This is a genomic window from Fictibacillus sp. Mic-4, assembly GCF_049843615.1.
Lineage (GTDB): Bacteria > Bacillota > Bacilli > Bacillales > Fictibacillaceae > Fictibacillus_A > Fictibacillus_A gelatini.
Window position 1 is genome coordinate 1 of sequence record NZ_JBBHZM010000014.1, and the last position, 24,680, is coordinate 24,680.

Below are 24,680 nucleotides of genomic sequence, written 5' to 3' on the forward strand. Positions count from 1 at the left end.
CAAATTAGTTTTTAAATCTTCAAGCGATTGAAACGGCCTCTCCGATAACCGGAGTAAAATATGATTTTGCACCGTGTCGGGATTGACTAATGTTTTAAAGTAAGAGACTTGATAAGAGCACTCTTCAGATTGCTTGAACGTGACAAAATCGGCGGACATTTTGCATTTCATCAACATTTGATCTAACGACTGCATCGTTCCAACAGCCTGCTTATGTTGATCTTGATTAGTTCTAGTTAACCATCTTTTCAAAAATAGCCCTCCATACTATTTCAATGTACTGGCGGATAAACGCTTTCTTTTTTTTATCATCGTTAAAATAAACAACAATGGAATATAAACAAAGGTTACGAAAAAAGCGACATAAGAAGAAATAGTACTTATATTGTTGATCATTTCCCTTCTCTCCATTGTGCAAGTTAGTATGAATGTTAAAACACATAGAACAATAAGCGCTTTATCCTGCCGGACGGAGAATAATTGCTTGCATCCGCGGGTAATGACCCAGATGGCGAGACAAACGTTCGGCATGATGACGATCAAATAGGTGGCAATGGCCGCATATTCGAAACGTTCAATAAAGGGCAATTGCACCATTGTTGTCATCGTCAGCGTCGCCCAGATCGTTTTAGCCAGTTGTTGTTGGCTGAAAAAAACGATGCTGACGGTCATGACGAATAAGTAAATGAGCGTGGACATTAAAGCCCCCAGTTGCGCCCATTTTTGTGATTTCTCACGTTTTTTTATAAAGGGGTAAAACATTAATAACGTCTCAAAGCCGGCAAACGTCAAGCCCGTCTGTTTGATCGGCGTTAAAATATCTTTTATTGAATAATTAAACAAAGGCAGCAAATTGTTAAAATGGGCAAACCGGAGCGGGAAAGCAAGACATATGATCAAGAAGAACGGAATGATCACTCCGAAAAAACAAACTCCTGTTACAACTCGAAAGCCCCCGGAAACGACGTAATAGATGATGATTACGAAAATAATTGCCAACCACCATGTTTTTAATTCCGGGAAAATCCAAACTTGAATGATTTCGATATAGGATCGTATAACTGTGAACGATAGCAGTAAAAAGTACGCCATATAAAGAATCGATATTAATCCCCCGGCCCATTTTCCTAATAGCGCTTTGTGGATCTCAATTAAATCCGCCCCATTATGTTTCTCTAAAATTTGATATATAAGAAAAATCGTAATATGAACGATAATGCCATAAATAATAATTGTAAATACAGCGTCATTTCCAGCTGTCTTTGTTAAAAAACGCTGAAATCTCAGCATCCCGATGCCTACCTGTATGGCGTGAATGAGAAATAAAGTCAAAAAAGGTGAAACTAATGCGGCTTCTTTCACGGAAGTTTTCATAAATCTACTCCTTGAACAAGGTTTCCTACCATTAGTTGTTGCCGATAACGCAAGAATGTATGAATTTATTTTTTGTGAATAGTCTTCGGGGAAAAGATAGAAAATAGGCAAATAAAGATGCGTTAGGCAGGCCAATTTAGAGGGTGAAGCTATGTTCCGTTTTTTATTGAAAGGCAAGAAAAAAGAGCAAAAGCCGGAAAATGATAAGGTCAATGAAACTCAGCATAAAGACTTTCAATCATTAAAACAACATATGAGCGAGTCGAATGATTTCTTGGATACCGCTCTTAATGAAAACTTTTTATGGATGTCTTATTTCCAATCGCTAGTGCAAATGCAATCGTTGCATGAACATATTATCAGGCCGTTAAAAGAAAATATGCAAAACATCAAAAAGATCGAGGACATTGCCGATTTTTTGGGATTGGACAATATTGAGTTTTGTGATGATGTTTGCGAGATTGAAGAAAAATTGATGAAAGGCTATGTCATTTTTCGCTTGAGGGAATTTGATAGCCATTTCGGTCTCGTCTTTTTGTTAAATGACAAAAGCGGCCAGCGGGAAAATTCCGATACCGAAACGGAATTCAGCGTCTTGGGACCGAAAGTCGGGTTCGTTGAAAATATCGACATTAACACCAATATTTTGAGGAGGCTGCTGCCTACGTCGAAATTGATTTTAAAAGAAGAGACGATAGGGACGATTTCGAAAACAAAGGTGATCATTGCCTATTTAGAAGGGGTGGCGAATCCGCAAAATGTGAACACTATCACCCAGCGAATAAAAGAAATCAACTATGACGTTATTGCTGATATTTCGCTGATCGAACAAGTAATTTCTGATAATTCGAAGTCCATTTTCCCCCTTTTTATGACAACGGAGAGGCCAGACCGTGTAGTCGTAGATATTGCAAACGGTGCGATCGCCGTCTTGTGCAACGGATCTCCCGCTGTTTTAACAGCGCCTTCTTCCCTCAGGCAATTTTTGGTAAGCCCGGAAGACTATTATTTGCCGTGGGTAGTCGGCTCTCTTTTTCGGATGATCCGCATTTTCGGGGTAGCGTTTTCCATTTTTGCAACGCCTTTTTATGTTGCGATTTTAACGTATCATTATCAAATGATTCCAAAGGACTTATTAGGTCCATTGATTTCCTCACGGTCAAACGTACCTTTTCCGCCGATTATAGAAGCACTGTTTTTGGAAATCACAATTGAGCTTCTTCGCGAGGCGGGCGCGCGGCTTCCGACAAAAGTCGGCCAGACGCTCGGTATCGTTGGCGGTATCGTCATCGGGCAGGCGGCTGTAGAAGCGGCATTAACGAGTAATATCCTGCTAATTCTCGTCGCTTTGTCAGCCCTGGCTTCCTTTACGTCGCCGATCTATAAAATGAATAACACGCTTCGCTTTTTGCGGTTCCCGTTTATTTTGTTTGCCGCACTTTTCGGAATGGTAGGAATCACTATCTGTCTCTGGTTTACGCTCACACATTTAATCCGGTTGACATCCCTTGGGACACCGTACCTGGTTCCCTTTTATCCGCCAAGGAAATCATTTTGGGGTGACACCTTCGTACGCGCCCCGTATTCAAAAATGATTAAAACCGTTGATTATTACCGGCCCGGGGCAATTTTCCGCGTGAAAGGAAAAAATGTAAAAGAAAAGAAAGATATCGATGAATAACAAAAAAACAAGCATACGGAGGCGTAATGTGTTGCGGTTATTACGTATAGTCGTTCCGATCTTTCTACTGCTTACAGGCTGCGCATTGCAGCAAAAAACGATCGATGATATTCAGCTCATTCAAGTGTTGGGCTACGATTGGAAGGATGGCGAATATAGAGGGACGGCCATTTTTCCAATGTATTCACCTGATAAACAGGAAACGTTCAGGTTGATCACGTCGTCTTCAAAAACCGGCAGGGAAATATTAGCAATCATGAACAATAAATCAGACAAGCCGATCGAAGTTGGCCAGATGCGGACCCTTCTCATTGGCGAAGCCCTTGCGGAAAAAGGGATCTCTACTTTAATATCAACGCTTTACCGAGATTCGAATGTCGGGAACATGACGAAAATCGCAGTCGTGGAAGATGCCGAACATATGCTAGTTGAGCGTTGGAAAAAGAAAAGCAGTGTTGATTTATATATTTCAAACATTCTCCGGCAAAATGAAGAAACGGAAAACTTGCCGATTACAAATTTGCACACGTTTACGTACCAAATGTGGGACTGGGGAGAAGATCCTTACCTGCCGTATTTAACGATGGACAAACAGGCGGTCAAAGTAGATGGATTAGCCCTCTTTGACCATTACAAATTGGTAACAAAAATTGATGAAAGAGATACCTTTATCTTCATGCTCTTAAATAAAGGTTCCGAAGAGGGAATCTATGAATCCAGCTTCAGCGCGAGGGGGAAGAAGGGAAATGTTGTCATTTATGATATCGCGACAAAGAAAATCATGAAGTTGCAAAAAGAAGGTGCTCATCGGAAAATTACCATTCATTTAAAAATAAAAGGAGAAATAAAAGAGTATCCAACCTGGTTTGATCTTCAAAAAGATGTTGGGGTTCTTGAAAAAAACGTTGAAAAACATATTAGCAACCATGCGATGGAATTGCTTACCTTTTTTCAAAAAAAGAATATTGATCCGTTAGGGTTTGGCAGTTATTTAGATAGCAAAATAAGACATTATGATGAAAAACAATATAAAAAAGATTATCAAAACTTAACATTTGACGTGAAAACCGATGTCGATATTTTTCATTCTGGTGTGATTGAGTAAAAATATGCCACAAAAGGAAATGCTAAATTTTGTTCGATTAGACAGTGAATGAAAATGGAAAGCGAAGTGGGACAATTTATGGGATTTTTCAAGAAGAATAAAACGCGCCGTTTTTCGCGAGGGCCGGATAACTTAGATGCGGAGCAAAGAAACAAAAACGATCAATTAAAAACGAGTCTTGCGGAAAATATGATGTACATAAAAAATACGTTAGGCTACAGTGATGACGTCCAGACGAGACAATTTGAAATCGGAAAAGGGTTAACGATTAAATGTGCTGTCATTTATATGAAAGGCTTAACTGATGAAGCGGCAATCCAGGATTTCGTATTAAAAACCCTTATGACAGAAGTGAAAAATACGGATCTTGAGCAAAAAATAGTCGAAGGTCCGCAATTATTTGACGTACTTAAAAATTTAGCGGTCACCATAAGCGACATTCAAGATATAACGGATTATCAAAAATTGTTTGAAGGCCTTTTATTAGGAAATGTCATTTATTTAATAGATGGACAGGATAAAGGAATGTCTTTTGGGGTTAATAAATGGGATGAGCGGCAAGTGTCCGAGCCGATTGCCCAATCAATCGTCAGGGGCCCGCAAGATGCTTTTAACGAAAATATTTTAACAAATATCGCTCTAGTTCGCAGACGAATTAAAAGCCCGGCTCTCTGGCTTGAAATGAAGAAAATCGGGAAGCTGACAAAAACGAGTGTCGCCGTCATGTACATGAAAGGGATTGCCAACGATAAAACCGTCGAAGAAGTACGCCAAAGGCTGAAACGTATTGATATCGACGGTGTTTTAGAAGGGGGAAATATTGAGGAATTAATCCGGGATGGGGGAAAAAGCCCGTTTCCGACCGTTTTCAATACGGAACGGCCCGATGTGATTGCAGCGGGGCTGATGGAAGGCCGTATAGCCATTTTTGTAGACGGAACCCCATTTAATCTTCTCGTTCCGGCTCTTTTTGTCCAATTCTTTCAGACACCAGAAGACTATTATAATCGCTCATACATGGGTAGTTTGATCCGGCTCCTTCGTTACGGTGCTTTTTTCATGGCCTTGCTTGCGCCATCCATTTATATCGCTCTGACGACCTTTCACCAGGAAATGATCCCGACTCCGCTTCTCTTAAGCCTGGCAGCGCAGCGTGAAGGCGTTCCCTTTCCTGCGTTCGTCGAAGCGGTTCTAATGGAAGTAACATTCGAGATTATCCGGGAAGCGGGCTTGCGCATGCCGAGGGCGATTGGACCGGCTGTTTCGATTGTTGGGACATTAGTCATCGGAACATCCGCTGTTGACGCAGGAATGGTGTCAGCAGGGATGGTCATTGTGGTTTCGATTACGGCGATCGCAAGTTTCGTTTTCCCTAATTATGAAATGGGGATTGCCGTGCGGATGATCCGTTTTTTGTTTATGGCGCTTGCTGCCTCTTTTGGCTTTTTCGGCATCTCTGTCGGGTTAATTGCACTTGTTCTTCATTTGTGCAGTTTGCGCTCATTCGGCGTCCCGTACATGTCGCCGCTTGCTCCGTTTATTCCTGCTGACCAGAAAGATGCTCTTTTCCGTTTACCGAAGTGGAAAATGTCAAGCAGGCCGCGGCTGATTAACCAGGACAATATTGAAAGGGAACAAACGCCGCAACCGAGGCCGCCTCAGCCAAATGAAAATTGAGACATGGAGGCACGTCATGAAACGTTCAGTCATAAGTTGTACGCTCATCATTTTTTGTCTTATGACGATGACCGGTTGATGGGATCGTAAGGAGCTGAATGAACTGGCGATTGCCATGGGAATAGGGATTGATAAAGACGGAGATCAGTATGTCGTTACCGCCCAGGTCGTTAATCCAGGCGAAGTGGCTGCACAAAAAGGAGCCGCGGGCAGCCGGGCGCCAGTCATCACGTTCCAGGCGAAAGATAAGACAATTTATGAAGCCATTCGGAAAATAACGAAAGAGTCACCGCGAAAGATATATTCCTCCCATCTTCGTGTGCTCGTTATCGGTGAAGATTTAGCAAGAGAAGGAATCGGGCGGTCGCTCGACTTGCTTTCGAGAAACCAGGAACTCAGGACCGATTTTTTTGTCATGATCGCAAGGGGAATGAAGGCAAGCGATGTGTTAAATGTGACAACTTCTTTAGAAAAAATCCCGTCAAACAAAATTTTTTATGCTTTGGAGACATCGGATAAAGTATACGGACCGACATACAAAGAAACATTGGATGATCTTATTTCCACTTTAGTCACCCATGGAAAGCAGCCGGCTATTACCGGAGTCGTTCTCAAAGGAAACGAACAAGAAGGAACACCATTGGATAACGTCGCAAAGACCGACCCTGATGCGCGAATTAAAGTAGATGGGATTGCTATTTTCAAAAAGGATAAGCTAAAAGGATGGCTAAAGGAAGCCGCCAGTGCAGGTTATGTCATTACAACTGACCAATTGTCAAAAGGTATCATGCATGTGAAATGCCCAAAAGGCGGGAAAGCTGCAGTAGAAATTATTAATTCAAAAACAAAAATAAAAACAAAAATCGTAAATGGACAACCAGAGGCGTTTGTGTACGTCCGGCAAGAAGGAAATGTCGGTGAAGTCGAATGCCGCATCGATTTAACCAAACCGGAGTCTATTACCCAATTGGAAAAAGGGATAGAAAAAAGGAATGTAGAACTAGTCAAAACGTCGGTTAAAGAAGTGAAACGAAAATATAGAATAGATAGCTTTGGATTCGGCGAGGCTGTTCATCGCTCAAATCCGGAGTATTGGAAGAAAGCACAAAAAAATTGGGATAAAATTTTCGTCCATATGCCTGTCCATGTAAAGGTTGAGATGAAAATACGAAGAGTAGGGACGATTGGAAATTCATTTATTGAAGAGATGAAGGAGTAATTTTAGATGTGGGCCATCTTAGGAATCATAGCAATTGCAGCATTCATCATTTGGTTTGAAGTGCCGCAATTAGCAAAAAAGAAGCTTAAAAAGGAAATGGTCGTATTTTTTACCCTTCTTTCTATCGGAGTTGGTTTAAGCATTGCGCAAAGCTTGCACGTTCACATTCCAAACCCGTTAGACTTGATTACTTTTATTTTCAAACCGGTGAGTGATGCTGTATTTGGTTTATTGAAATAGTAGGTGAAGGGACATGACGATTGCCCTGGTAATTTTCTGCTAATTAGCTATTGATGTTAGCCATTTGAAGTATTACAATAGTAGTATAAAAATGATCGATATGGGGTAATGATCAATTGCCTTAATATCCTACTTTTATTTTTCGATATGTGATGAGACGGATTGCTGGTAGATCAAACTGCTTAGTAATTAGCCCATTATAAAATAGGCTGGGAAGTAAATAGTCTATTTTATAATGGGCTTTTTGAGCATTAAAGTAAAAATCTTTTAAAGGATGAGGCATTGTATGAAACCAATCGTAGGAAAAAGAGAAATTCTTAAATTCACAAATGGAACAATCAAAGAGGCTGAGGATATCATTGTTACGGAGTTTCCCGTTACTGTGAAAATTAATGAACAAGAATTTGTTACGATGGTTTGTACACCAGAATACATTGAAGATATGGTTATCGGTTACCTGGCATCCGAAGGAATTATCCGAAGATATAAAGATATTAAAGAAATTTGGGTTCAGGAAAAAGAAGGATATGTGCATGTGAAAATTGATAGATTGAACCCTTATTACCGAAAAATTCAAAACAAGCGCTATATTACGTCCTGCTGTGGAATGAGCAGACAGGGGTTTGTCTTCGTCAATGATGCATTAACGGCTAAAAAAATGAATGAAATCCGGGTCAAAATCTCTCCAGATGACTGTCTTCGTTTAATGAATCGTTTACAAAATTCAGCCACCATTTTCCGAGACACAGGAGGAGTTCATAATGCGGCATTATGTGATGTAAATGGGTTTATGCTGAGCAGGATGGATATCGGGAGACATAATGCTTTGGATAAAATATACGGATATTGTTTGAAAAATAACATCTCGATTGCAAATAAAATCATTGTTTTTAGCGGTCGTATATCTTCTGAAATTTTATTAAAGGTAGCAAAAATTGGTTGTGAGATCGTTCTTTCGAAATCTGCTCCTACTGAATTAGCATTAAAGTTAGCCGAAGATTTAGGGATTACTACAGTTGGCTTTATTCGAAATCAATCATTCAATATTTACACACTTCCTGAACGAATTCAAACAGACAGTAAGTACCAGGATGAATCTAATCATTAGCCGGTTGCTCGACTTACAAGGGAGAGGGAAAAATGGAAAATGGTATAATAGATAGATGGCAACGCCCTTTAAGGGATCTTCGTTTATCTGTGACCGATCGTTGTAATTTCCGATGTCGTTATTGCATGCCGGAAGAAATATTTGGTCCAGATTATCCTTTTTTATCTTCTGATAAAATTTTATCTTTTGATGAAATGGAACGATTAACCCGTATATTTGTATCTTTAGGCGTCAAAAAAATACGCATTACAGGTGGAGAACCTTTATTGCGCAAGGATCTTCCAGAACTCATTCACCGTTTGAAGTCCATTAAGGAAGTAGAAGATATCGCAATTACTACCAATGGATCGCTTCTTAAAAAGTTTGCCCCAGCGTTATTTAATGCAGGATTAAGACGGGTGACCGTTAGCCTTGATTCTTTAGAGGATCAACGGTTCAAAGAGCTGAATGGAAATAAAAGTAAAGTCGCGACGGTTTTAGAAGGGATTCAGGCAGCTGCTAACGCAGGACTGAAAGTAAAAGTGAATATGGTTGTTCAAAAAGGGATAAACGATCAAGATATCATTCCGATGGCGAAATATTTTAAAGAACGCGGGCATACTCTTCGCTTTATCGAGTATATGGATGTTGGGAATTCCAATGGCTGGACAATGGCAGAAGTCATGACGAAACAAGAGATTTTAAATGAAATTGAAAAAATCATGCCACTCGAACAAATCGAGCCCAATTACCCTGGAGAGGTAGCGACTAGATACCGTTATATAGGAAGTGATCAAGAAATTGGGGTAATTTCATCTGTTACCGATTCTTTTTGTTCAACTTGTTCAAGGGCGCGGGTTTCTGCCGAAGGGAAATTGTATACATGTTTATTTGCAGCAAATGGGTATGATCTTCGCCAATTGCTTCGATCAGGTGAATCGGATAATGTGATTGCCAATAAAATCATTGAGATTTGGAATCATCGACTAGACCGCTATTCTGATGAACGAGCAAGTGTTAATCATTCAATCAACCGATCCAAAGTAGAGATGTCTCATATTGGCGGTTAACATGATCAAATGTAGGCATCAAAAATTAAGTGATTGAGGTTAAACGGGTAAAGGATTATAATAAAATTACAAAAGCAAATGAAAAGATCATTGATGTCGGGTAACTACAAATTGCCTTGACGTCCTGTTTTTTCATTCATTATATATGGTGAGACGGATTGCTAGTAGGGTAAAACTGCTCAGTTATTAGCCCGCCATAAAATAGACTTGTATTCAATGATGCAGTCTATTTTATGGCGGGCTTTTTGATTTTAAAAAAGGGAGAGATGAAAATGGGAGAAACCGTCCAAGTAAAAATCAATGGCCAGCAACATGAAGTGGAACAAGGGACTCGAATTCTTGATTATCTTCTGAAACAGGGAGTAGATCACCCACATATTTGTTATTCAGAAGTTCTGGGCCCCATTCAAACTTGCGATACGTGTATGTGTGAAGTCGATGGCAAAATTCTAAGAGCATGTTCGACAAAATTTGAAGAAGGCATGAATATTTTAACTTCATCAGAACGGGCCAAAAATTTCAGAGAAGATTACCATTTTCCATTACGATATCTTCTCTATATAGGAATTACCGCTGCCATTCGATTTATCATCGTAAATAACGGAGAACCCATTCAAAATATATGGCTATCCGTCGTCATTTTTGTACTTACCATTAGCTATATCATCTTGCCTCCGGCAGAAGCTAAAATGATAAAAGGGCTAGATAGGAGATATGAAATGAAATGAAAAAAAATGTGGAACATCAATTTAATATGTTAATTCGTGAAATACGCAAAGAATATGTTGGCAATGGACCAAGAGAAATTACTACCCGTTTTGCAGGCAATTGGGTCATTAGTGAGATGAAAGGCAATCTGACGAATGTGGAACATTTTATGATAAGTTCAATAGAAGGGCAACGGGTAGTTCATGAAGCGCGAACGAAATTAGTAAAGCAAATTTATAAGAATCCTGTCGTTTTGAAAAAATTTGAAGAAATTACAGAAGCAAAAATTGTAAACATCTTTACAGACATTGATATAGAGACTGATACGGCAATGACCATTTATGTATTTGACAGGCCTATTCATGGATCATTGTGATCTATGGTTCTTAATAATAGTAGCCTTATATGCAATGAATAAACATTATAAGGCTACTATGGTAATATAACCTCCAGTTACACACTTTTTTATTCAATCATACCATGGTCCATAATTTTTAACGTTGGCGTAATAAAGTAAGCTCACCTTTTGCCGAAAAAGAGGTTACTACTATACTAAAAGTTAATGCCTTATATGCCGATATATAGTAAAAGAAGTTTGAAAGGTGAGCTGAGTCAATAATGAAAAGATCAAAAGGAAACATCGGGAAACCTAAAAAAGAATCATCCATTGCTAAACCGATTATCGGGTTTACAAGTTTGACATTAATTTTACTCATGGTGATTAATGGTTTTTTATTGTACAAAACGGTTTTCACTTCAACCGATAGAACGCTTGGGAATTTTGGGACGATTGTTGCGGATAGTTTTTCCAAACAACTTGATCCTGCTTTATATGAAGAATTTTTGCAAAATAAAACAGAGAATGATGCATATTGGAAATTGCGGGATGAACTTAACGAATTTCGAAAAAAGATTGGCGCTTTTTATGTTTATACGATAGAAGTAAAAGACAATCATAAATTGGCCATTTTAGTGGATGGGTTGGATAAAAATGCTAAAAATGCATCGAAGATCGGTGCACCTACCACCGCTACAACGTACAATGATGTAAAAGATGTGTTAAACGGAAAGACGGCAAGTACGAACATTGTCCATGATGCTGAGTATGGTGATTACTTATCGGCTTTTTCCCCGATTAAAAATTCTTCAGGCGATGTCATCGGTGTTCTCGGTATCGATATTAAAGCAAAAGATGCCGCTAGTATTAGTATGAATATTTTAAAAGAGGAAAGTTTCGTTTTAGTCATTGTTAATATTGTCACTTTGCTATTGTCTGTCGGCCTTATTTATTTTTATTGCAGACGTACATTAAAGCCGTTAACACATTTAGAAGAGCAAGCGGCGAAAATTGCAGAGGGCGACTTCCGCTTAGAAGAGCTCTCGTATACTAAACATAACGAAGTTGGAAGAATTTATGAGTCGTTCAACAACATGAAAGTTCAATTAAATAAACTAATTTTGGATGTGAAAGAAACGGCAAAACAAACCAATGAACAATTTTCTGTCATTGCGGACGAAATTAGAGGAATACAGGAACAGGCCTCCAGCATTCGTACAGCAAGTGAAGAAATTGCGAGCGGAAACGAAGGAGTTGCCTCTTCGATGGAAAACACGTCCAGCGTCATAAATGGATTTCAGAAAGAGGTTCAAACTGTTTATGAAGCGGTCGGAAAAATGGAAGAAATCACGAATGATGTTTCTTACACTCAACAAAAAAGCTTCGAATCGCTGCAAGGGTTGATTACAGCCAGTGAGGATACAAGAGAAAAGTTCGCCGATGTAACAAAGGCGATGGACAGGCTCAATAAACATTCTGAACAAATTGGAAACATTGTAAAGGAAATTCACTCCATTGCGGGCCAAACGAATTTATTAGCGCTTAATGCATCGATTGAAGCAGCCCGCGCTGGGGAGCATGGAAAGGGCTTTGCCGTTGTCGCGAATGAAGTCGGGAATCTGGCAAATCAATCGTCAGAAGCGACAAAATCGATTGAAAAAAATATCGCTGAGATTCAAACACATATAGTAGAAACGATTACAAAAACGGAAGAAACGGTTCATCAATTTAACGAGCAGTATAGGGAAATGGAAGAAGTAAAACAAAGTGTCCTTCATCTGACCGAGCTAGTTGAAGAGTCAAAGAAGTCAATCGTTACGATCTTTAATCTTATTTCAATGATGAAAGAACAACAAATGAAAATAAATGAGGAAGTCATGTCTGTTACGGCTGTATCTGAAGAAACGGCGGCAACGACTGAAGAAGTTACAGCTACCATTCAACAAGTAGAATCAAACGTACATCACTTTGCAGAAAATGTTGACCGAGTGTCAAAAGCGATCCATAATCTTGAAACGAAAACGAATCAATTTAAGCTTTAGGAAAAGTCCCCCATATACAGGAAAGCGATATGGGGGCTTTTTATGTGATTTTGGTTTATAAATTTGTAACTTTTTTGTTACCCTTTTTTTGTTTTTTGCCTCTATACTTAGTCGTTGTAGTAATATAACAATTGGATGTTCAAAAAGTCCGGGAAACATTGCCTGCGAATTTCTACGTCAGCGCAGCTCTAGATCCTCACGTATTAAAAACATACGCTCCGGTGCGCGGAGGCTGCGCTTCCTTGAACTTCTTGGCCCTGTTTGTCCTCCTTTTTGAACACGAAATAAATCGATTATAATGTTTAAAACCTTTAAATCTTAAATTAAACACGAAAAGTATTTTAAAGGGGAAATTGAAAATGTTAAAAAAACTATGGTCTAAGCCACTTACACAATGGGTGTTTAAAACTTCCTATTACCTGGCGATCTTAATAGGCCTTTTATGGTTGTATGGCATTAATGGCACTGGCGGCAATGCGCCATTTATTTATAATGAATTTTAAAAAGGTAGGATGAACGAATGAGTTTACTAAAACAAATCGAGAAATGGGCCATCGAACATCCTGATCGGCCGGCCTTCCGTTATAGAGAGCATGTGCTATCGTATGGGCAGTTAAAGAACCAATCCGATGCGCTGAGCGTTTGGATTCAACAAAATTTCCCGAATGATTCGGCGCCAATCATGGTGTATGGCCATATGCAGCCAGAGATGATCGTTTGCTTTTTGGCTGCGGTCAAATCCGGCCGCGCCTACATTCCGGTCGATGTTTCGATTCCGAATGAACGCATTGAACGCATCGCCAAAAACTCGGGTGCGAAGCTGTTTTTCGCTGTTGAAGAGACAACGCTTAACCTTCCGCTAAAGCGGATCGATAGAAACGAAATCCGATCGATCGCCGAAAGGTTGAGCGGAGAGTCCCTTGACCGGGAATTGGCGGTGGATGGAGATGATAACTTTTATATTATTTATACATCCGGAAGTACAGGCAACCCGAAAGGGGTTCAAATTACCCACGATTGCCTGGAGAGCTTTGTCAGCTGGACGCTTCGCGACTTCGGCCTGACAACCGGCCAGGTGTTTTTAAATCAGGCACCATTTTCCTTTGATTTATCCGTCATGGATCTGTATCCATCACTCGTTACAGGGGGAACGCTCTGGGCGATCGATAAACAGATGATCGCGAAACCGAAGGAATTGTTTGCATCTTTGGCGAAGTCGGGCGTTAATGTCTGGACATCAACGCCGTCCTTCGTCGAAATGTGTTTGATGGAACCGGCGTTTGGCGAGAATATGCTGCCGGGGCTTGACACCTTTTTGTTTTGCGGGGAAGTCTTATCGAACGATGTTGCGAAACAATTGCTTGAGCGCTTTCCGAAGGCGAAAGTGATCAATTCGTACGGCCCAACTGAAGCGACTGTCGCCGTCACGAGCATCGAGATCACGAAAGAAACGATCGAGCAATATCAACCGCTTCCGGTCGGATACTGCAAATCCGATTGCCGCATTTTGATCATGGCTGAAGACGGAACCGTTCTTCCTGACGGGGAAAAAGGAGAAATCGTCATCGTCGGCCCGAGTGTGGCGAAAGGCTACTTGAGCGATCCGGCGCGAACGGAAGAAGCGTTTCTTATGATCAACGGCGAGCGGGCCTATCGGACAAAAGACGCCGGCTCTTTAAAAGACGGGCTGCTCTTTTGCCACGGCCGGCTCGACTTCCAGATTAAACTCCACGGATACCGTATGGAGCTCGAAGAAATTGAACATCATTTGCGCGCAAGTTCGTACGTGCAAACGGCCGTTGTCGTTCCGGTTAAAAAGAACGACAAATACGATCATCTGCTCGCAATCGTTGTGGCAGGCAGCCACGAGTTTGAAAAAGAATACCAGCTGACATCCGCGATAAAAAAAGAGCTGGCAGAAATTCTGCCGGCGTACATGATTCCGCGGAAATTCGTCTACCGGTCTTCCGTCCCGATGACGGCCAACGGAAAGGTGGACCGCAAAAAATTGCTTGAAGAGGTTACCGCATGACACCTTATGCAACACTGACGTATTTTATCATCTTAGCGGTTTTTCTCCTCCCGTCCATTATCGCCGGGCTCCGGGGAAAAACGTTCAAAACCTATAACGCCTGTTTAACGGTCGTTTTTTTAGCGATCATTTTCGCGAACCAGCCGCTTGAAGCCGGTTCCCTCATTCTCTTTACGATCTGGCAGGCAGTGTTAGTCAAAGGGTATTTAACCACCAGGCTCAAACACAATTCAACAGGCTATTTTTACGGGGCGATGGTGCTTGCGATTTTACCGCTCGCCCTTTCCAAGTTTGCGCCGTTTTTTACAAGCGGCAGTCTGGTTGGCTTTTTGGGCATTTCATATTTGACATTTAAAGCCGTCCAAATGATTATGGAAATCCGGGATGGCCGGATAAAAGAGGTCTCGTTCTATCGTTTTTTACGCTTTCTGCTCTTTTTCCCGACCATTACATCCGGTCCGATTGACCGGTACCGCCGGTTTGAAAAAGATATCGAGCACACCCCGACGAAAGACGAATACAAAAACCTGTTATATACTGGGGTTAACCGGATTTTCCAGGGGTTTTTATACAAATTCATTATCGGGTATTTGATCCATCACTATGTTATGAGTTCCGGACCGGTTCAGGAACATACGTTTATGGGCACATGGCTGTATATGTACGCATATAGCATGTACCTGTTCTTTGACTTTGCCGGCTACAGCGCTTTTGCGATCGGCGTGAGCTATATGCTCGGCATTAAAACGCCGGAAAACTTCAATAAACCGTTTATCAGCCGGAACATTAAAGAATTCTGGGACCGCTGGCATATGACACTGTCATTCTGGTTCCGCGACTACGTCTATATGCGGTTCGTCTATTTTATGATTAAAAAGAAAGTCATTAAAGACCGATACCTTATTTCTTATATGGGCTTTCTTTTAAACTTTTTGATCATGGGCATCTGGCACGGTCCGCACGTCAACTATATCGTGTACGGGTTATACCATGCCGCTTTATTTATCTTGTTTGATCTGTTTGAACGCCAAAATAAAAAGCGCCGTTTTTGGCCGCAAAACCGGCTGACCGATTGTCTTGCCGTCATCATTACGTTCCATTTCGTTTGTTTCGGCTTTTTGATCTTCTCTGGAAGGATCATCTAAAAACACTATGTAAAATAAAGGAGTTTATCACCATGGAAAACGTAAAAGAACAAGTATTGGAGATTTTAGAAGAAGTGTGTGAAAACGAAGTTGTGAAAGAAAATCCCGATGTGAAGCTGTTTGAAGAAGGGCTGCTCGATTCGTTCGGGACGGTATCTTTACTCGTCGAAATTGAACAACGGCTAGGACTAGAAGTCTCTATTTCCGACTTTGACCGGGAGGAATGGGCGACCCCGAATCTTATTATTCAAAAGCTGGCGGACATGAGATGAAAAAGGCAACGTTTGGCCCTATCATTGCGGCGGTTCTCATCTTTCTTATCCTTTTATGGATTCCAACTAGCTTGTTACAGTCTTCAGTGACGAACAATGAGGTGAAACAGGCCGCAACAAGCTTGGATCCCAACATGTTTCAAGGGATAGCGCTGCAAAAGAAAATGCTTCAAGATAAGCATTACCTTCCATTGTATGGGTCATCCGAGCTTTTTCGATTAGACGAATACCACCCTTCAAATTACTTTAAAGTCAAACATGAAGGCTTCACTCCCTTTTTAGTCGGGCGAGGGGGAACCCAATCGCTCGTGCAGTTTTTAAACCTGGCGGCGACTTCAAACGAACTGAAAAATCGCAAGGTCGTTTTTATCCTTTCCCCGCAATGGTTCGTGAAGGAAGGCTTGAATCACCGCCATTTTGCGCCGAACTTTTCGAAGCTTCAGGCGTACGATCTGGCGTTTAACGACACGATCGATCCGATATTGAAAAAGCGGGCAGCGAAAAGGCTGTTGTCTTTTCCATTTATCCGAAAAGATAGAGACCTCGCCGCCCTCTTAAATGGGGTTGTTCATGGGGATCCGATCGATCAGGCGAAAAAATACGCCTTTACTCCGTATGCGTATGCAAACTATAAAGTGCTTACGTGGAGGGATTTCGTCCAATCCCGCTCCATTCATGCCCGTAAGGCAAAAGTCGATCCAAGCCTCGGGTCGTTATCATGGGAAGAGTTGATCAAGCGAGCTGAGATCACAGGAGAGAGAAGTTCCCGTTCCAACCCATACGGCATTACCGATCGGTATTATAAGCGGAAAATCGAACCGCGGATTAATAAATTAAAAGGCTACCGGGCGAAAGAGCATTACAACCATTCGCCGGAATATCGGGACTTACAGCTCATTTTAGATTTATTCAGGGAAAATCATACCCAGGCATTGTTCGTTTCTATCCCGGTGAACGGAAAATGGTATGACTTTGCAGGCGTGCCGAAAGAACGGCGCCAGGTCTATTATAAAAAAGTGAGACATCAAATTGAAAAAGCCGGGTTCCCGGTCGCCGACTTTTCCAATCATGAGTACGACAAATATTTCTTGAAAGACACGATGCATTTAGGATGGAAAGGCTGGGTCTATTTTGACCGGGCGATTGCAGAATTTTATCATTCAAAGAAACCAATCTCTAAAAAATATTAATTAAACAGCAACCCGCTGATAAATGATTCATTTATCAGCGGGTTGAATTTCTTTTTTACATCGGATATGATATAGAGGAAGAAAGTTTTGGAAATAAAAAGGAGGATTAAATTTAGGCCGATGATTGATATCCCGACTTTTGTTGCGTAAATCATTTTTAATACGGACAAATGGCTCCGCCGGTGGGAGAGCGGACGGGATACGTATGCCTATTTTTATCCTTTTATAGCATATATATTTACGATTGGCTTTTGGCCATCGTTTATTTTCGCGTATTTTTTCCGCCCTTGATCTCACAGGCTGCCGTCTGTGATTTTTTTATTGCCTGGTTTCGGTTTGAAGGTCCTGTTAAGCGGGGTACGAACTTTTCTGCCAGCAAATTTATCGGGGGTGTAATGATGTTAATTTTAAAGGCTGAACGTCTTTCAAAGGAATTGAATGGGAATCTCCTTTTTAAAAATGCGAATATTGAAGTGTTTGAAGGGGAGCATATAGCAATCATAGGAAAAAATGGTGTTGGAAAAACAACACTTTTAAAAATATTGAAAGGTGAAGTAGAAAAAGACTCTGGAACGATTTACAGTAAGGTACCGGCCAGTCAATGGGGAATGCTTGAACAGCAAACGGGACAAGAGGAAATGTGTACTCTTCTTGAATATGTCAAGAAAGGGCATCGTTATCTATATGAGATAAAAAACGAACTTGAACAATTGCAAAATCGAATGGCGAAACAAGAGGAAACGTTTTTTGACCAAATCATGAACCGATATAGTGAACTTCAGGAACAGTACATTTTAAATGGCGGGTATGAATGGGAACTTGAAATAGAGAAATGTCTCACAAAATTAAAATTTAAGCCACAAGATTGGGAAACCCCTTATGAACGGTTAAGCGGCGGCCAAAAAACGAAAGCACAGTTAGCCCGCATTTTAATTGGAAAACCAAAACTAATCATTTTAGATGAACCGACCAATCATTTAGATACAGAGACGATGGGTTGGCTGGAAGAATGGATGAACCATTTTAAAGGCACGGTCATTTATGTTTCGCATGACCGCCGCTTTTTAGACCGAACGGCACATAAAACATATGAATTAACAAATGAAGGAACGAAGGTGTACAAAGGCGGCTATAGCGAATATCGGCGGCAAAAAGACATTGAAGAACAGACACAAATGGCCGTCTATAAAAAGCAGCAACAAGAAAGAAAACTATTGCTTGAAGCGATTCAGCGGTATCGCCAGTGGTTTAACTCAGCACATCATGCGGCTTCCGTGCGCGATCCAGGTGCGAAAAAGAAAGCGATGAAAAATATTACGAGAGCGCAGGCTAAAGAAAAAGAGTTAGAACGACTGGATAAAGAATCGGTTACGAAAGTAAAAAAAGATCCTTCTCTTCAAGTGAAGTTTGAAGAAAGTTTCGAGGCGCGCACGCTACTACGGGCAATGAACATATCATTTTCATATGGAGAAAATAACATCGTTAGGCAGCTTCATTTAATTGTAAACCGCGGTGACCGAATCGCAGTTGTCGGTTCAAATGGCGCGGGAAAAACGACATTTTTAAGGCTTTTAACAGGAAAATTATTGCCGGGAGAAGGAAAAATCGTTCATCACCCACAGCTGAAAATCGGCTATTTTGCCCAGGAACTGGAAGACCTTGATTTTAGTAAAACGATATTGGATACATTTTTATCCCTTCCAGATATGACAGAATCGAAGGCGAGAACGATCCTTGCTTGTTTTCTCTTTCGAAAAGATGATGTGTACAAGCGAATAGCGGATTTAAGTATGGGTGAAAAATGCAGGGTGGCGCTCGTAAAGCTTTACTTTTCAGATGCGAATTTGCTTGTGCTAGATGAACCGACCAATTATCTGGATATTGAAACGAGAGAAAGGCTTGAAGAGGCGTTTATCGACTATCCTGGAGCGATGTTGATCGTTTCTCACGACCGCTATCTTTTGCAAAAGGTTGCCAATCGCGTCATCCGATTAAATGAAGGAGAGGTTGAGATCTTTCAGGAACCGTATAAAGATTTCTTCGAGAGAATGGAAAATAGCCACCATCCAGTCGATTCGCTCGTTGCGAATCAAATTAAAAAACTTGAGCTTGATCTTATTAATAGCATCGCAGAGGAGCAGGGAAGTGAAGCGGTTGAAGCGGAACGTCTCAAGCGGATCCAAACGATTAAACGAGAAATTGCCCGGTTAAAAGGAGAATAGTTTTATTTCCCCTGCATTTCAATTGTGCGGGGGATTCGCTTTGAATGGTAGCGTTTTCTTAAAGTGCAACATCTAATTTTGACAAAATGATGACAAAATGCTCGCAAAAATGATGAAATGGTGTTATGATAAAACAAAGTTAAAAACCACTTTATCATAAAGGAGTTGTGGTGAAATGAAAATTTTGAAAAAAGTCTTTAAATATGTATTTGTCGCAAATGCAGCAGTTATTTTAACCATCGCCTTACTGCCTGCTTTACTTATTACAAATGATATTAGCGTACTGCAAGATGTGTTAGAGTATATTTCAAAATAATTTTCTAGACAACGTATAGGTTTTCAAAATGAGAAAGCGGTGATTTTAGATCACCACTTTTTCTCAGCGTTTAGGACGTAATATTGGAAGAACGATTCCCGATTCATAAAGAAGGATGGGCGGGACAGTACAAGTAATCAGCTGAAACATTAGCCATCACAAAACGCACATAGTTGTGTATTTTTACATAAGCAAAATAATGAATTTGAGGACCATTTTTGTTAAATTAGTTAAATGTCCAATTGCTGTTTTGATTGAGTTTCCGTCTAATTCGCCTTCATTGTTTCTTCGCGAACTTTCCGTATCCGTCAAAGCCTAAAGATCTTGCTCCAAATAAAATTCAAAAAATGTTATCTCTCGTATATTCGGCCTTAAAGAAGTTATAATAAAAACAAAATGTATTTAAAGGAGAAGAATCATGAAAAAATTAATTATTATAACTTGCCTCGCGCTATCACTTGCCGCATGTGCGGCCAATAAGCAGACAAAAGAAGAAAAGCCTGGCGGAGGTAAAGTTGATACTGCTGCTGCAAAACAAGTATTTAAACAAAACTGTGCCAGCTGCCACGGCCAAAACTTAGAAGGTACAAATGCTGCTCCTAAACTAAGTGATGTTGGCAAAAAAATGAGTAAAGATCAAATTCTTAATCAAATCAAAAATGGAGGAGGCGGAATGCCAGGCGGTCTCATTAAAGGAAATGATGCCGAAAACGTTGCTGGATGGCTCGCTTCTAAAAAATAAAAAATGGCAACCTTTCTTCGATGAAAGGTTGCTTTTTTTAACAAAGTATTGTTAACCTACAAATTATAATAGTTAACAAAAGTCGACCTTGCGAGTAAAATAAAAAGTGAGGGAGGGAAGTGGTGAATGATGACGTTTGAAAGTGACCTTAAAGATGAACTGGCAAGGTTAAAGCAGCTGCATAAGAAGAGGAACATGATGGTGGCTGAAAAGGCGATAGAGCCATGGCTGATCAGGCAAAACAAAAAGCTTCTCAATTTAGCTTCCAATAATTATTTAGGATTAGCGGGAGATATACGGCTGAAAAAAGCTGCCGTTCAAGCCGTTGAACAATACGGAACAGGTGCGGCTGCTTCAAGGCTTATTGTCGGAAACCATCCTCTTTATGAACAAGCAGAAGCCTTGTTAACAGATTGGAAAGAATCTGAAGCCGGAGTCATTTTCACTTCCGGCTATACGGCTAATTTAGGAATCATTTCTGCGATCTGTGATCGAAAAAGCATTGTATTCAGTGATAAGTTAAACCACGCTTCTATTATCGACGGAATCATTCTTAGCCGTGCGGAACATAAACGGTACCGCCACAATGATCTTAATCATCTTGAAGAGTTATTGAAAAAGGCATCGCCCGATCAACGGAAACTTATTGTAACAGACAGTGTATTTAGCATGGATGGCGATACGGCGCTGCTAAAAGATTTAGTTACGCTTAAAGAGCGGTATGGGGCAATATTGATGGTCGATGAAGCTCACAGCACTGGTATCTATGGTGATCATGGCGAGGGACTTGTCCATCATTTGAAACTACAAGGAAAAATCGATATTCAAATGGGAACATTCAGTAAAGCGCTCGGGTCTTTCGGTGCGTACATCGTTGGGGAAGCATGGTTGATAGAATATCTTCTTAATCAATCGCGAAGTTTCATTTATACGACGGCTCTTCCGCCTTCTATTCTTGGGTCGATAAGTTCAGCCATCGAAATTGTTCGAACGGATTGGCATTTGCGCGAGCGTCTCTGGAAAAATGTAACGTATTTTCGGATCGCGCTAGAGGAGTCGGGATTTGATCTTTGCGGAAGTGAGACACAAATTGTTCCGATTAAGATTGGTTCAAAGGAAAGGGCCCTTCGCTTTAGTCAAAGGCTGCAAGAAGAAGGAGTTGCGGCAATTGCCATTCGTCCGCCAACGGTCCCGGAAAACGCGGCAAGAATCCGCTTTTCAATAATGGCTACCCATGACCTTAAAGATCTAGAGTGGGCTGTAAAGAAAATCGTTTTAGTTGGTAAAGAGATGGGAGTAATCGTATGAGCAAAAAACAGTTGGTCATGCTGCCAGGATGGGGGATGGAAAGTGCGGTCTGGTCGCTTCTTGCGGACGGGCTTCGCGAAAGTTTTTCAATCCAGCTTGTGGACTGGCGCGGGCTTAAAACAATTGATGGTGTGAGGAAACGGGTAAACGAGTACATCCAACAGGATACAATGGAGTCTTTCACAGTCATTGGTTGGTCACTCGGTTCACTTGCGGCGATCGATATTGCTAGTACATATCCTTCGAAAGTAAGGCATCTCATTTTATTAAGCGGAACAAGCCGGTTCACAATGGATTCCGATTATGAATGCGGAGTGCATCCGAAAATGGTTGAAAGAATGAAACGGCAACTTATGCGTAATAAGGAAAAAACATTAGCGTCTTTCTATGAATTGATGTTTTCAACTGAAGAACGGCGAAAAGGGGAGGTTCAGCGGTTTATGGGAGAAATCGGCGAGAAGTTTGTTGGTGATGATGTTCATTCCTTGCGAAGTGGATTGGATTATTTAATAGCTTCCGATTTCCGCAGCAAATTGGAACAAATCTCATCGCCAGTCTTATTGATTCACGGCGAAGAAGATGCCATATGCCCTTTTCGCGCTTCACAGTATATTGAGCAACGGATAAAAGAAAAAGTGACTATAAAACGGCTCCAACATACGGGGCACATTCCGTTTTTCACAATGCCCGATCAATGTTTGCAGTGGATTAAAGAGTTTGTGGGAGGAGAAGCCAATCATGATCAACAAACAGTTATTGCAAAAACGATTCAGCAAACAGGCGGAAACGTATGACCAATTTGCCGTTGTTCAAAAGAAAATGGCCGAAGAAGTATTGGCAATAGTAAAACGACAAAAGTTGAAAAATGAAACGGTCGCCGTTCTCGAAATAGGATGCGGGACAGGCTATTTAACGGAGCGGCTTTGCGCCCTTTTTCCAAACGCTTTGATTCACGCTGTTGATCTTGCACCGGGGATGATCAGCGTTGCTCAAAAGCGGGTAATGCATCGAAATGTTTCATTCCTTTGTGGAGATATCGAAGAAATGATGTTACAGCATAAATATGACCTCATCATTTCGAATGCGACGTTTCAATGGCTGAATCAGCTTGAACATACGCTTCAATATCTTTTTTCACACTTACAGCAAAACGGGGTTCTATGTTTTTCGACGTTCGGGCATTTGACGTTTCAAGAGCTCCATGCGTCTTTCCGCCAGGCCAAACGGTCTTTTCAGCTTGAAGACGCAAATCCCCCGGGACAACCATTTTATTCACTAAAAGGCTTGCAAAAAGTAATTGCTCATTCGCTGGAGCCATCATCTTTTTCCTTCAAAGGAAAAGAAAGATTAGAAGTTCAAACTTTCCCTGGCGTAAGAGACTTTCTTACATCGATTAAAAAAATTGGTGCCAACAATAGCAATGAAGGGGATTATTGCCAGCGGCCAGCCGTTTTTAAAAAGATGATGAAAATTTATGAATCTCACTATAGGTTGGATGATCTCATTAAAGCAACCTATCATTGTTTGTATGTGACGATCGAGAAAAACAGAAAAGATAATTGCAAATAGGATGAAATTAAATTTCACTGACATCAGCTGAGCTCCAACCATAGTATATCGAGAGAAATATTGTTAAAGGAGCGAATGAAATGGATCAGTCGCCGATACGTCTCGATATACTGCTGCTGTTCGCGCCAGAGAAAGCGAAAGGCCGGATCGCCTTTTTTTGATCCGTATGCGAGAACTTTAGCGGGTGAAATTGGTTTTACGATAATGAGGAATTTGGAGCAAGAACATGGAAGCGGTATTGAAAATCCGTTTTTGCCTATTCGAACTAAATACTTTGATGATTTTCTAATGAGAATACTGCAACATACAACAATTGACCAAATCGTCATTTTAGCCGCAGGGATGGATGCCCGTGCTTATCGTTTGCCATTGCTTTCCCATTACAAATTATTTGAGCTTGACCGCCCAGAACTAATAGCCTTGAAAAATCAAATTCTTTCAAATGAACATGCGATCCCTTATTGCGACCGCTATACAATTGGCGCTGATTTATCGAGAGAGTGGGAGCGCCAGCTGATTGAAGCGGGTTTCCACCCAGAAAAGCCAACCGTCTGGCTTGCGGAAGGCTTTTTTGTGTACTTAAAACAGCCGTCGGTCGAACATGTCTTGAAGCAAGTTGAAAGGCTGTCTGCTTCTGGTAGCTGGCTCGGAGCAGACCTTATAAGCGAAGCATTCATTAATGGGCCGTGGGCGGAAAAAGACCGAACCTATTTAAAAAAATATGGACTTTCCTGGGAGTTTGGCACGGATGAACCGGAACGGTTTTTAAAACGGTTTGGTTGGGATGCTCAAGCGGTTCAACCAGGATCGTATGAAGCGGATTATGGACGCTGGCCGTTTCCGATAATACCGAGAGAACTTACCGATTTTCCAAAAACTTTCTTAGTGACTGCCTATAAAAAGTAGAAAAATTTTGGATGACGAATCAGAAAATGAGATAAGTGTAAAACAGCACAGCGAAAGGTTACCTGTGCTGTTTATCGTTCATTTTCAAAGGAACGACTTCAGATTGGATAGGCTCCAATTCCTTTACTTCTACATATGTTGGACTATATAAAAGGAAGGGGAGGAGAAAGTATGTACGATCAGGATGGGGTTCACCTTTATCAACCGAGTCAATCGAATGCCGCTGCAGAAGAAACGCGTCCTTATTATCCCGGGCCAAGGCCATATCCCTATTATCCGTACTATCCGCCTTATTATTACCCGCCGTCTTACTATCCACCATATTACCCATATCCATATTATCATCATTACCCTTATTATTATCATCATTATCCTTATGGCCATTACCATCATGGCTAAAGTCATGAGAGTCATACAGAAAAATGTCATGGAAATGAT

At 41.0% G+C, this 24,680-nt stretch carries 23 protein-coding genes and 2 pseudogenes; 23 read left to right on the forward strand and 2 right to left on the reverse strand.

Going from position 1 to position 24,680, the window contains the following annotated elements:
• Both WD019_RS10740 and WD019_RS10745 read right to left on the reverse strand, forming a co-directional pair.
• A pseudogene (locus tag WD019_RS10740) lies at positions 1–252 on the reverse strand (hypothetical protein); the annotation flags it as partial.
• A gap of 15 nt (positions 253–267) precedes the next feature.
• The gene (locus WD019_RS10745; RefSeq protein WP_425711479.1) at positions 268–1,374 is read right to left on the reverse strand and encodes a GerAB/ArcD/ProY family transporter; all 1,107 of its coding nucleotides are present in this window, start codon (positions 1,372–1,374) and stop codon (positions 268–270) included.
• A 151-nt stretch (positions 1,375–1,525) separates the two neighbouring features.
• Here WD019_RS10745 and WD019_RS10750 point away from each other — a divergent pair, with 151 nt between their 5' ends.
• The 23 genes and pseudogenes from WD019_RS10750 (at position 1,526) to WD019_RS10860 (ending at position 24,641) form a co-directional block, all read left to right on the forward strand.
• Positions 1,526–3,055: a spore germination protein gene (locus WD019_RS10750; RefSeq protein WP_425711480.1), complete on the forward strand. Its 1,530-nt coding sequence runs from the start codon at positions 1,526–1,528 to the stop codon at positions 3,053–3,055.
• A 31-nt stretch (positions 3,056–3,086) separates the two neighbouring features.
• On the forward strand, positions 3,087–4,160 hold the full coding sequence (locus tag WD019_RS10755; RefSeq protein ID WP_425711481.1) for a Ger(x)C family spore germination protein: 1,074 nt from the start codon (positions 3,087–3,089) through the stop codon (positions 4,158–4,160).
• Positions 4,161–4,238: 78 nt separating this feature from the next.
• Positions 4,239–5,837, forward strand: a complete 1,599-nt coding sequence (locus WD019_RS10760; protein ID WP_425711482.1) for a spore germination protein — start codon at positions 4,239–4,241, stop codon at positions 5,835–5,837.
• A gap of 91 nt (positions 5,838–5,928) precedes the next feature.
• Positions 5,929–7,056 (forward strand): annotated as a pseudogene (locus tag WD019_RS10765) (Ger(x)C family spore germination protein); the annotation flags it as partial.
• A 6-nt stretch (positions 7,057–7,062) separates the two neighbouring features.
• Positions 7,063–7,296: a hypothetical protein gene (locus WD019_RS10770; protein WP_425711483.1), complete on the forward strand. Its 234-nt coding sequence runs from the start codon at positions 7,063–7,065 to the stop codon at positions 7,294–7,296.
• 286 nt (positions 7,297–7,582) lie between these two features.
• Positions 7,583–8,404, forward strand: coding sequence for a formate dehydrogenase accessory sulfurtransferase FdhD (gene fdhD, locus WD019_RS10775; RefSeq protein ID WP_425711484.1), 822 nt, complete (start codon positions 7,583–7,585; stop codon positions 8,402–8,404).
• 32 nt (positions 8,405–8,436) lie between these two features.
• The gene (gene moaA / locus WD019_RS10780) at positions 8,437–9,453 is read left to right on the forward strand and encodes a GTP 3',8-cyclase MoaA (protein ID WP_425711485.1); all 1,017 of its coding nucleotides are present in this window, start codon (positions 8,437–8,439) and stop codon (positions 9,451–9,453) included.
• Positions 9,454–9,725: 272 nt separating this feature from the next.
• The gene (locus tag WD019_RS10785; protein ID WP_425711486.1) at positions 9,726–10,181 is read left to right on the forward strand and encodes a 2Fe-2S iron-sulfur cluster-binding protein; all 456 of its coding nucleotides are present in this window, start codon (positions 9,726–9,728) and stop codon (positions 10,179–10,181) included.
• Positions 10,178–10,537 carry a DUF2294 domain-containing protein gene (locus WD019_RS10790; RefSeq protein ID WP_026677772.1) on the forward strand — a complete coding sequence of 120 codons (360 nt, stop codon included), beginning with the start codon at positions 10,178–10,180 and terminating at the stop codon, positions 10,535–10,537. Before WD019_RS10785 ends, WD019_RS10790 begins: the two co-directional genes overlap by 4 nt.
• 242 nt (positions 10,538–10,779) lie before the next feature.
• Complete coding sequence (locus WD019_RS10795; RefSeq protein ID WP_425711487.1) at positions 10,780–12,540, forward strand: methyl-accepting chemotaxis protein; 1,761 nt, start codon at positions 10,780–10,782, stop codon at positions 12,538–12,540.
• Positions 12,541–12,893: 353 nt separating this feature from the next.
• Positions 12,894–13,043: a teichoic acid D-Ala incorporation-associated protein DltX gene (locus tag WD019_RS10800; RefSeq protein WP_026677774.1), complete on the forward strand. Its 150-nt coding sequence runs from the start codon at positions 12,894–12,896 to the stop codon at positions 13,041–13,043.
• 17 nt (positions 13,044–13,060) lie between these two features.
• The gene (gene dltA, locus WD019_RS10805; protein ID WP_425711488.1) at positions 13,061–14,572 is read left to right on the forward strand and encodes a D-alanine--poly(phosphoribitol) ligase subunit DltA; all 1,512 of its coding nucleotides are present in this window, start codon (positions 13,061–13,063) and stop codon (positions 14,570–14,572) included.
• Positions 14,569–15,717, forward strand: a complete 1,149-nt coding sequence (gene dltB / locus WD019_RS10810; protein ID WP_425711489.1) for a D-alanyl-lipoteichoic acid biosynthesis protein DltB — start codon at positions 14,569–14,571, stop codon at positions 15,715–15,717. The genes dltA and dltB overlap by 4 nt, the downstream gene beginning before the upstream one ends.
• Positions 15,718–15,749: 32 nt before the next feature.
• A complete protein-coding gene (dltC, locus tag WD019_RS10815) occupies positions 15,750–15,989 on the forward strand; it encodes a D-alanine--poly(phosphoribitol) ligase subunit 2 (RefSeq protein ID WP_026677777.1) in 240 nt (79 codons plus the stop codon).
• Entirely contained in the window at positions 15,986–17,179 is a 1,194-nt protein-coding gene (gene dltD / locus WD019_RS10820) for a D-alanyl-lipoteichoic acid biosynthesis protein DltD (RefSeq protein WP_425711539.1), read from the forward strand. Before dltC ends, dltD begins: the two co-directional genes overlap by 4 nt.
• A 395-nt stretch (positions 17,180–17,574) precedes the next feature.
• Positions 17,575–19,401, forward strand: a complete 1,827-nt coding sequence (gene abc-f / locus WD019_RS10825; protein ID WP_425711490.1) for a ribosomal protection-like ABC-F family protein — start codon at positions 17,575–17,577, stop codon at positions 19,399–19,401.
• 175 nt (positions 19,402–19,576) lie between these two features.
• Positions 19,577–19,717 carry a hypothetical protein gene (locus WD019_RS10830; protein WP_211235567.1) on the forward strand — a complete coding sequence of 47 codons (141 nt, stop codon included), beginning with the start codon at positions 19,577–19,579 and terminating at the stop codon, positions 19,715–19,717.
• A 418-nt stretch (positions 19,718–20,135) separates the two neighbouring features.
• The gene (locus WD019_RS10835; protein WP_026677780.1) at positions 20,136–20,459 is read left to right on the forward strand and encodes a c-type cytochrome; all 324 of its coding nucleotides are present in this window, start codon (positions 20,136–20,138) and stop codon (positions 20,457–20,459) included.
• A gap of 129 nt (positions 20,460–20,588) precedes the next feature.
• Entirely contained in the window at positions 20,589–21,767 is a 1,179-nt protein-coding gene (bioF, locus tag WD019_RS10840; protein ID WP_425711540.1) for an 8-amino-7-oxononanoate synthase, read from the forward strand.
• Entirely contained in the window at positions 21,764–22,561 is a 798-nt protein-coding gene (locus tag WD019_RS10845) for an alpha/beta fold hydrolase (protein ID WP_425711491.1), read from the forward strand. The genes bioF and WD019_RS10845 overlap by 4 nt, the downstream gene beginning before the upstream one ends.
• Positions 22,506–23,336: a malonyl-ACP O-methyltransferase BioC gene (gene bioC, locus WD019_RS10850; RefSeq protein WP_425711492.1), complete on the forward strand. Its 831-nt coding sequence runs from the start codon at positions 22,506–22,508 to the stop codon at positions 23,334–23,336. The genes WD019_RS10845 and bioC overlap by 56 nt, the downstream gene beginning before the upstream one ends.
• A 75-nt stretch (positions 23,337–23,411) precedes the next feature.
• Positions 23,412–24,242 carry an SAM-dependent methyltransferase gene (locus WD019_RS10855; RefSeq protein ID WP_425711493.1) on the forward strand — a complete coding sequence of 277 codons (831 nt, stop codon included), beginning with the start codon at positions 23,412–23,414 and terminating at the stop codon, positions 24,240–24,242.
• A gap of 171 nt (positions 24,243–24,413) precedes the next feature.
• Positions 24,414–24,641, forward strand: coding sequence for a hypothetical protein (locus tag WD019_RS10860; protein WP_081412645.1), 228 nt, complete (start codon positions 24,414–24,416; stop codon positions 24,639–24,641).
• Positions 24,642–24,680: the final 39 nt, after the last annotated feature.